Origin of the sequence: Streptomyces sioyaensis (genome assembly GCF_004122735.1) — a bacterium.
GTDB classification, from domain to species: Bacteria; Actinomycetota; Actinomycetes; order Streptomycetales; family Streptomycetaceae; genus Streptomyces; species Streptomyces sioyaensis.
In genome coordinates this window covers 1-10385 of sequence record NZ_SDIF01000170.1, presented here as the reverse complement: position 1 = coordinate 10385, position 10385 = coordinate 1, and the positions used below count along the sequence as shown (strand labels likewise).

Genomic DNA, 10385 nt, shown 5'->3' with positions numbered 1-10385 from the left:
AACAACCCCCACAACTCCTCCGGCGACCCCACCCCACCAGGGAACCGACAACTCATCGCCACAATCGCCACCGGCTCGTCGTGCTCCGGCTGTCCTGCCGGCACGGCGGCCGGCGCCGTGGCCGACCCGTCGTCGGCTGCCGTGTCGGACAGTTCGGCGAGCAGGAAGTCCGCGAGTACCGCGCAGGTGGGGTAGTCGAAGACGAGGGTCGCGGGCAGCCGCAGTCCGGTGATGCCGTTCATGCCGTTGCGCAGCTCGACGGCGCTGAGCGAGTCGAATCCGAGGTCGCTGAAGGCGCGTTCGGGGTCGACTGCGGACGGGCCGGCGTAGCCGAGGACGGTGGCGACATAGCTGCGGACCACGTCCAGGACCGTGGCGGCGCGTTCGGACTCGGAGAGTCCGGCGAGGTGCTGGAGCAGCTTGCCGGCGTCGGACCCGGTCTCGTCGCTCTCCTGGGCCGTCTCCAGGACACGTTGGGCGTCCGGGAGGTCGCGCAGCAGGGCGCTGGGCCGGGAGGCGGTGAAGGCGGGCGTGAACTTGTCCCAGCCGAGGTCGGTGACGGAGACGTAGGCCTCGTCGTGGTCGAGGGCCTGCTGGAGCGCGCCGCAGGCCAGCTCGGGCTGCATGTCGTACACGCCGTAGCGCCGGAGGCGCTCGCCGACGGCGCCCTCGCCCATGCCGTCTCCGGACCAGTGGCCCCAGGCGACGGCGGTGGCGGGCAGCCCGTCGGCGCGGCGCCGGTCGGCGAGTGCGTCGAGGAAGGCGTTTCCGGGGGCGTAGTTGCCCAGGCCCGGGCCGCTGATGGTGCCGGAGGTGGAGGAGAACAGCACGAACGCGGACAGGTCCCGTTCCCGGGTCAGCTCGTGGAGGTTGAGCGCCGCGGTGACCTTGGCGCGCAGCACGGTGTCCATGCGGCCGGGGTCGAGGGAGTCGAGCACACCGTCGTCCAGGGAGCCCGCGACATGCATGACCGCGTCGAGCGGGTACTGCTCGGGGACGGTGGCCAGCAGGTCTGCGAGCGCGTCGCGGTCGGCGACGTCGCACGCAGCGAAGGTGACGCGGGAGCCGAGCGCGGTGAGTTCGGCTTCGAGTTCGGCCGCGCCCGGCGCGTCGGAGCCGCGGCGGCTGGTGAGCAGCAGGTGCTCGGCGCCTTCGCGGGCCAGCCAGCGGGCGATGTGCCCGCCGACGGCTCCGGTGCCGCCGGTGACGAGTACGGTGCCGCGGGGCCGCCAGGTGCGCTGTGCCGGTGTGCCGGCCAGGGGAGCGCGTACCAGGCGGCGGCCGTAGGCTCCGGAGCCGCGCAGGGCGATCTGGTCCTCGCCGTCCGGGCCGGCGAGCAGCGCGCAGAGGCGGTCCGCGGCCCGCTTGTCGAGCGCTTCGGGCAGATCGACGAGGCCGCCCCAGCGGTCGGAGTGTTCCAGGGCGGCGACCCGGCCCATGCCCCAGACCAGGGCCTGGTGGGCGTGGGTGACGGACTCGGACCGGCCGACGGCGACCGCCCCGCGGGTCCCGCACCACAGGGGCGCCTCGATGCCGAGGTCGCCGAGCGCCTGGAGCAGTGACAGCGTCCCGGACAGGCCGAGGGGCACGGCGGGGTGGTCGGGGTGGGCCCGCTCGTCCAGCGGGAGCAGCGACAGCACGCCGGTGATGACGTCGTCATCGAGCGCCTCGCGCAGCCGGCCGGTGGTCCGCTCGCGGCTGGAGCCGTCCTCGGGGGCCAGGTCGACGAGGCGTACCCGGGCGCCGTGTGCGGTGAGCGCGTCCTGTACGGCGGCCACCTGGCCTGCGACGGATTCCGCCGCCGGGGCGACCAGCAGCCAGGTGCCGTGCAGGGCGGCGGCGGTGCGCTCGGCGAGGGGTGTCCAGCGCACAGTGTAGCGCCAGCTGTCGACGGTGGACTTCTCGCGGCTGTTCCTGCGCCACGACGACAGCGCGGGCAGTACGGCGCTCAGCGGCTCCGTGCCGTCCAGGTTGAGCGCGTCGGTCAGCGCCTGGAGGTCTTCCTGCTCGACGCTCTCCCAGAACTTCGCCTCGACGGTGTCGGACAGCGGCCCGTCCTCGCTGCCGGCGGGGGCCAGTTCGCGGGCCTGCGGCCAGTACCGCGCACGCTGGAAGGCGTAGGTCGGCAGGTCGACGCGGTGTGCGCCGGTGCCCGCGAAGACGGCGGTCCAGTCGACTGCCACGCCCTGGGCGTGTGCTTCGGCGAGGGAGGTGAGGAGCCGGCCGAGGCCGCCCGCGTCCCGGCGCAGGGTGCCGAGCACGGCGGCGTCCGTGCCGAGCGCGTCCACGCAGTCACGGATCCCGCCGGACAGTACGGGGTGCGGGCTGACCTCGATGAAGGCACGGTGTCCCGCGGCCACCAGACCGCGGATGGCGTCCTCGAACCGTACGGTCTGCCGCAGGTTGGTGTACCAGTAGTCGGGGTCGAGGCCGGTGGTGTCCTGCCACTCGCCGGTGACGGTGGAGAAGAACGGGATGGTGGCTTCGGCCGGGCTGATGCCGTCGAGGGCGTCGAGGACCCGGTCCCGCACCGGCTCGACCTGTGCCGAGTGGGAGCCGTAGTCCACGGACACCTTGCGGGCCTGCACACCGTCCGCGGTCAGCGCGGCGAACAGCTCGTCCAGCGCGTCCGCGGCACCGGAGACCACGACGGAGGCGGGGCCGTTCACGGCGGCGACGGACAGCCGCTCGCCCCACGGTTCGATGCGCTCGCGGACCGCTTCGGCGGGCAGCTGGACGGACATCATGCCGCCGCTTCCCGTGATGGCGGTCAGCGCCCGGCTGCGCAGGGCCACGACCCGCGCCGCGTCGTCCAGGGTCAGCGCCCCGGCGACGCAGGCGGCGGCGATCTCGCCCTGGCTGTGGCCGACGACCGCGTCGGGCTCGACTCCGTAGGAGCGCCACAGCTCGGCGAGCGACACCATGACGGCCCACAGTGCGGGCTGGATGACGTCGACCCGTTCAAGGTCCGGTGCGTCGGCGTCGCCGCGCAGGACTGCCGTCAGCGACCAGTCGACGAAGGGGTCGAGGGCGCGTTCACAGGCGGCCAGGCGGTCGGCGAACACCGGTGAGCCGTCGAGCAGTTCGCGTGCCATGCCGGCCCACTGGCTGCCCTGGCCGGGGAAGACCAGGACGGGGCGGGCGCTGCCGTCGCGGGCGACGCCCCGGGGCACGTCGGAGACCATCGCGCCCTCGGCGATCTCGCGCAGGCCGCGGTCGAGGTCCTCCCGGTCGGCCGCGACGAGCACCGCCCGGTGCTCGAACGCGGAGCGTGTCGTGGCGAGCGAGAAGCCCAGGCCGGTGAGGTCGCACTCGGCGGGCCGGGCGAGCAGGTGGGAGCGCAGCCGTGCGGCCTGGTCGCGCAGTGCCTCCTCGGTGCGTGCCGACAACGGCACCGGCACGACGGGCAGGGCGGTCCGTGCCGGGGTGTTCCGCTGCGCCGGCTGCCGGGGTGCCTCCTCGACGATGACGTGCGCGTTGGTGCCGCTCATGCCGAACGAGGAGACACCGGCCCGGCGGGGCTCGTCCGCGTCCGGCCAGCTGACGGCCTCGTTGAGCAGCCGTACGTGGCCTGCCGTCCAGTCGACGTGCGGGCTGGGCTCGTCGGCGTGCAGCGTCCTGGGCAGCAGCCCGTTGCGCAGCGCCATCACCATCTTGATGACGCCGCCCACGCCGGCCGCGGCCTGGCTGTGCCCGATGTTCGACTTGAGCGAGCCGAGCCACAGCGGACGGTCGTCGTCCCGGTCCTGGCCGTAGGCCGCGATCAGGGCCTGCGCCTCGATCGGGTCGCCGAGGGTGGTCCCGGTGCCGTGCGCCTCGACGGCGTCGACCTGCTGGGGACCGAGCCCGGCGGCAGCCAGTGCCCGGCGGATGACGCGCTGCTGGGAGGGGCCGTTGGGCGCGGTGAGGCCGTTGGAGGCACCGTCCTGGTTGAGGGCGCTGCCACGGATGACGGCCAGGACGGGATGCCCGTTGCGCCGGGCGTCGGACAGCCGCTCGACGGCGACCATGCCGACGCCCTCGGCCCAGCTCGCGCCGTCGGCGTCGGCCGAGAACGGCTTGCACCGGCCGTCCTCGGCGAGCGCCCGCTGCCGGCTGAACTCGATGAGCGAGCCGGGGGTGGACATCACCGTCACACCGCCCGCGAGCGCGAGATCGCACTCGCCCTGACGGAGCGACTGGACGGCCAGGTGCAGCGCCACCAGCGACGACGAACAGGCCGTGTCGACACTGACCGCCGGCCCTTCGAGGCCGAGGGTGTAGGCGATCCGCCCGGACAGCACGCTGGGCGAGTTACCGGTGCCGACGTATCCCTCGAAGCTCTCCTGCGCTCCGCCGAGGATGCCGATGTAGTCCTGGTAGGTGACGCCCGCGAAGACGCCGGTGAGGGTGCCGCGGGCGGCCGCGGGGTCGATTCCGGAGCGCTCCAGGGCCTCCCATGACGCTTCGAGGAGCAGCCGCTGCTGCGGGTCCATCGACAGCGCCTCACGGGGGCTGATGCCGAAGAAGCCCGGGTCGAAGTGGCTGGCGTCGTGCAGGAAGCCGCCTTCGCGGGTGTAGCACGTGCCCGGGTGGTCCGGGTCCGCGTGGTACAGGCTGTCGAGGTCCCAGCCCCGGTCGGCGGGGAACGGGGAGATCCCGTCGCCGCCCGCGGCGACGAGCTCCCACAGCTCCTCGGGCGTACGAATACCGCCCGGGTAGCGGCAGCTCATCCCGACGATGACGATCGGGTCGTCGTCGAGGGGCACGGGCACACCGGACGGCATGGACACCAAGTCGCCCGTTTCTCCGGTGAGTTCACCGTCCAGGTAGCGGGCGAGTGCCACCGGGGTCGGGTAGTCGAACACGAGCGTGGCGGGCAGGGCCATGCCCGTCGCTTCCCTGAGCTGGTTGCGCAGCTCGACGGCGGTGAGGGAGGTGAATCCGAGATCGGTGAAGCTCCGGGAGGGCTCCACCTCGTCGGGCCCGGCGTAGCCGAGGACATGGGCGATCTGGGTACGGACGAGAGTGAGCAGCACGCGGCCGCGCTCGGCCGCCCCCTTCCCGGCGAGCCGGCTCGCGAGCCCGGAGACCGCGGCCGCCTGCTCACGTGTGACGATCCGCCGCCCGGAGCCCTGCGCCAGCGTGCTGAGGACGGCCGGCAGCGGGGTGGCGGAGCCGCGCAGCGCGGCGCGGTCCACCCGCGCGGGAAGCAGCACCGTCCGGCCCGTGGCCTGCGCGGCACCCAGCAGCGCCGCGCTCTCCTCGACCGACACCGTGGAAAGCCCCGGGGTACCGGCACCGGACGGCGGGAGCAGCGCCAGGACCGGCAGGCCGGCGGCGGCACGGCGGTGGGCGAGCGCGGCCAGCTGCCCGCACGCCGGAGCACCGGCCGAGCCGCTGCCGATGAGGACGAGGGTGGACGGAGCTGCGTCCTCGTTGGACCCGCGGGTCAGCTCGTCGAGTCGCCGCGCCGTCTCGACGTCGCGGTCCCGGTCGAGGTCGCGGCTCCGGTTGAGGTCGGCGGTGTGGACCACGGCGCTGAGCGGTCGGCCGGTGGCCTGGATCGCGGCGAGCGCCGCGGCCAGGCCGTCCGGGCCCTGGTCCGGCGCCGGCTCCGCGTTGGCTTCCCCGTCCTGGTCGTGGTCCGGGTCCTGGTCCTGGTCCTGGTCCTGGTCCTGGTCCTGGTACGCAACGGTCTCGACCTGCGCCCCGAAATCAAGGGCAGCGGCGACCTGCTCGGCGAACGGTCCGGTGACCAGGACCGTTCCGCCGGGCGCGACATCCAGCGCGGTGGCGGCGGCCGATGCGCACCTCACCAGCCGCGCTGCCGACACCTCGCCCCCGCGGACGGCCATCTCCGGCTCGTCCGTGGCGAGCGCGGCGGGCAGCACACGGAGGGAGTCGAGGTCGTCATCGACGTCCACGAGCACGATCCGGCCCGGGTGTTCGGCCTGGACGACGCGGAGCTCTTCCCGGACGGCTGCGGCCTCGGCGTCCAGAGCGTCGTCACCGAGGGCGACGGCGCCTCGGGTGACGAACACCAGACGGGCCGCCGGCTCCTGCCCCAGCCGTTCGCCGAGCGCGCTGAGAGTGGTGTGTGCTTCGGCCGCGGTGGCGACAGCGGTCACGAGCGCCGTTCCGGCCGCCGCGGCCGTCGTGGAGTCGGCAGCCTCCACAACCTCGACGGCGTTCGTGCCCAGTGCCTCGGCCAACCCCAGCGGGTCGCTGCCCACTACGGTCAACCGCGGCGCATCGGCATCGGAATCGCCATCAGCTTCGGCATCGCCATCAGCTTCGGCACCGGCTCCGAACTCCGCTGCCGCATCCTCACCGAGGTCCGACTCCATGGCTCGTTCCACGGCGATCGGTGCCCAGTCGAGACGGAGCAGCGAAGCCGGCAGCGCCGGCGCGCGGTCATCCCGCAGCTCGCCGGTCTTGCGCATCAGCATCGACTCGACCGCGATCACCGGCTGCCCAGTGCCGTCCGCCGCCTGGAGGGACACCTCGTCAGGCCCGCGGCGGGTCAGCCGGATGCGGAGCGTGGTCGCGCCGGTCGCCTGCAAGGAGGCGCCGCTCCATGCGAACAGCACGGCCTCTGTCGCCACACCGTCCAGCAGACCGAGACCGAGCGGATGGAGCGCCGCGTCCAACAGCGCCGGATGGAGGGCGAATCCCTCGGCCGCGGACTCCGGAAGCTCGGCCTCGGCGTACACACCGTCGGCGCCCTGCCACACAGCGCGCACACCGCGGAAGGCCGGACCATAGTCGTACCCGGCCGCCGCCAGCCCGTCGTAGAGGTCGTCGATGTCCACAGGCTCCGCGCCGGCAGGCGGCCACACCGCGAAGTCGAAGGTCTCCGACGGTCCGCTCTCCGCCAGGACGCCGCTCGCATGCCGCGTCCACGGCGCATCGGCCGGGGCCGCCGCGGGACGCGCGTACACGCCGAGCGCCCGGTCCCCGGAGGCATCCGGGTCCTCCATGCGGAGTTGCAGCTGAACCGCACCGTCCTGGGCGAGCACCAGCGGTGCCTCAAGGGCGAGTTCCCTGATGTGGGAGCAGCCGACCTCATCCCCTGCGCGCACCGCCAGCTCCAGGAGTGCGGTGCTCGGTACGACGATCGCGCCCGCAATCCGGTGCTCGGCGAGCCATGGCTGCGTCCGGGGCGAGAGACGCCCGGTCAGCACCACCTCATGGCCGCCGGCCAGGGACACCGTCGCGCCCAACAGCGGGTGCTCGGCCGCGGCAAGGCCGATCGATGAGGCGTCTGCGGTGGTGGACGGTATCTCAAGCCAGTAGCGCTGGTGCTGGAAGGCGTAGGTGGGGAGGTCGACGGGGGCGGGGCCAGGAGCGGTGTCGGTGGCGGGGAAGAAGGCCTGCCAGTCGATAGCGGTGCCGTGGACGAACGCCCGGCCGGCGGCAGACAACAGCGCGGACACCTCGCCACGGTCATCACCGCGCAGAGCGGGGATAAGGACATGGGCCGCATCGTCCACGTCACCGTCGAGGCATCCCTGCGCCATGGCGGTCAGAGTGCCGTCCGGCCCGATCTCCAGGAACCGGGTAACCTCGTGCTCCGCCAGCCAGCGGATGCCGTCGGCGAAGCGGACGGCTTCGCGGACATGCCGCACCCAGTAGGCAGGGGACGTCAGCTCCTGCGAAGTGGCGAGCTCGCCGGTCAGGTTCGAGACCACCGGGATGCGCGGCTCCGCGTACGCCACGCCTTCGGCGACGGCACGGAACTCGTCGAGCATCGGCTCCATCAGCGGGGAGTGGAAAGCGTGACTCACCGGGAGCCGCTTCACCTTCCGGCCCTCGGACTCGAAACGCCCGGCGATCTCCACCACCGCGGATTCCACACCGGAGATCACGACCGACTTCGGGCCGTTCACCGCGGCAATGCTCACCCGCTGCTCGTGGCCCTCCAGCAGCGGCAGTACCTCGTCCTCGGTGGCTTGCAGGGCGACCATCGCACCGCCGGCCGGCAACGCCTGCATCAGCCGTCCACGTGCCGCCACCAGCCGACACGCGTCCTCCAGCGACAGCACGCCCGCCACATGCGCAGCCGCCAATTCACCGATGGAGTGCCCCACCAGATAGTCGGGGCGCACACCCAAGGACTCGACGAGCCGGAACAGTGCCACCTCCACCGCAAACAACGCCGGCTGAGTGAAACCGGTCTGGTTCAGCCTCTCCGCATCCTCGCCGAACACCACGTCCCGCAACGGAGTTGCCAACTCACCGTCGAAGTACGCACACACCGCATCGAAGGCATCCGCGAAAACCGGGAAGGACTCATACAGCTCCCGCCCCATCCCCAACCGCTGCGCACCCTGCCCGGTGAAGAGCACCGCCAGTCGGCCTCCTGCATCCACCGCACCGGATACTGCACTGACCGCAGCATTGCCCTCTGCGACAGAGGTCAGGCCTTCGAGGAGTTCCGCGCGCTCGGTGCCGAGGACGACGGCCCGGTGTTCAAATGCCGAACGTGTCGTGGCCAGGGCGAACCCCACCTCCGACAGACCCAGTTCAGGCCGCGCCTCCACATGCGCCAACAACCGCTGCGCCTGCGCCCGCAACCCCTCCCGACTCCGCGCGGACACCACCCACGGCACCACACCCCCGGCCACACCCAACGGCCCGGCTTCCGAGTCCTCCTCCACTGGAGCCTGCTCGATCACCACATGCGCGTTGGTCCCACTGACGCCAAAGGCAGAGACTGCCGCCCGCCCCGGTCGCCCGCTCTCCGGCCATCCGACGGCCTCGGTGAGCAGCCGCACATTGCCGGCCGACCAGTCCACATGCGACGACGGCTCATCGACGTGCAGCGTCTGCGGAAGGACACCGTGCTGCAAGGCCAGCACCATCTTGATGACGCCCGCCGCACCCGCGGCCGCCTGCGTGTGCCCGATGTTCGACTTCACCGAACCCAGCCACAACGGCCGGTCATCGTCCCGGCCCTGACCGTACGTCGCAAGCAGCGCCTGCGCCTCGATCGGATCACCCAGCGACGTCCCCGTACCGTGCGCCTCGACGACATCCACATCCGACGCCGACAGCCCCGCACCCGCCAACGCCTGCCGAATCACCCGCTGCTGCGAAGGACCATTCGGCGCCGTCAAACCATTCGACGCACCATCCTGATTCACCGCGGAACCGCGCACGACCGCCAACACCCGATGACCGTTACGCCGCGCATCCGACAACCGCTCCACCACCAACACGCCGGCGCCCTCAGCCCAACCAGTGCCATCCGCAGCATCCGAAAACGCCTTGCACCGGCCATCAGCAGCAAGGCCGCCCTGAAGGCTGAACTCGACGAAGGCTCCGGGGTTGCCCATGACCGTCACGCCGCCGGCGAGGGCGAGGTCGCATTCGCCCGAGCGCAGGGACTGCGCGGCCAGGTGCAAGGCGACCAGCGACGACGAGCACGCCGTGTCCACCGTGACCGCCGGCCCCTCAAGACCCAACGCGTACGACACCCGGCCCGTCACCACAGCGCCCGAGCTTCCGGTGAGCAAGTGCCCCCCGAGCCCTTCCGGAGCCTCCCGCAGCCCGGCCCCGTAGCCCGAGCTGCTGGCACCGACGAAGACGCCGGTCCGGCTGCCCTTCACCGAAGTGGGGCTGACGCCGGAGCGTTCGAGGGCTTCCCAGGAGGTCTCCAGCAGCAGCCGCTGCTGCGGGTCGATCGCCACGGCTTCACGAGGACTGATGCCGAAGAACGCCGGATCGAACTGGCTGGCATCGTGCAGGAAGCCGCCCGCGCGCGTTCGGCTCGCACCTGGCTGGTCGGCGTCGTTCCCGAAGAGGGAGTCGAGGTCCCAGCCACGGTCCGTCGGGAATCCGGAGATCGCGTCCTCGCCTCCGGCCACCAATCGCCACAGGTCCTCAGGACTGGCCACCCCACCCGGAAGACGGCAGCTCATCCCGACGATGACCACCGGATCGTCCGAAGTGGACGCCAGAACCGGCAGACCGGACGCCACGTCCGTCCTGGTCCCGAACAGCTCGTCGTCCAGGAAGCGCGCCAAGTCGGTCGGCGTCGGATAGTCGAAGACCAAGGTGGCGGGGAGCCGAAGTCCGGTCTCCGTGTTCAGCCCGTTGCGCAGCTCGACCGCGGTGAGCGAGTCAAAGCCCAAGTCCCGGAATGTGACGCCGGTTTCGAGGTCTGCAGACCTGTTGTAGCCGAGGACTGCTGCGGCATGCGTACGCACCAACTCCAGCAGCGCCCGCTCCCGCTCCACACCCGACAACCCCACCAAACGCTCCCGCACCACCCCACCACCGGAACCCTCACCACCAGCACCGACAGCCAACGCCGCCCGCACCTCCGGCAGGTCCGCCAGCAACGGACTCGGACGGGCACTGGTGAACGCCGGAGCAAACCGCTCCCACTCCACATCAGC

1 protein-coding gene is annotated in these 10385 nt (G+C 72.3%); it reads right to left on the bottom strand.

The features are described from left to right. On the bottom strand, positions 1-10385 hold a 10385-nt coding region (locus tag EST54_RS31355), incomplete at both ends, for a type I polyketide synthase (RefSeq protein ID WP_129251088.1).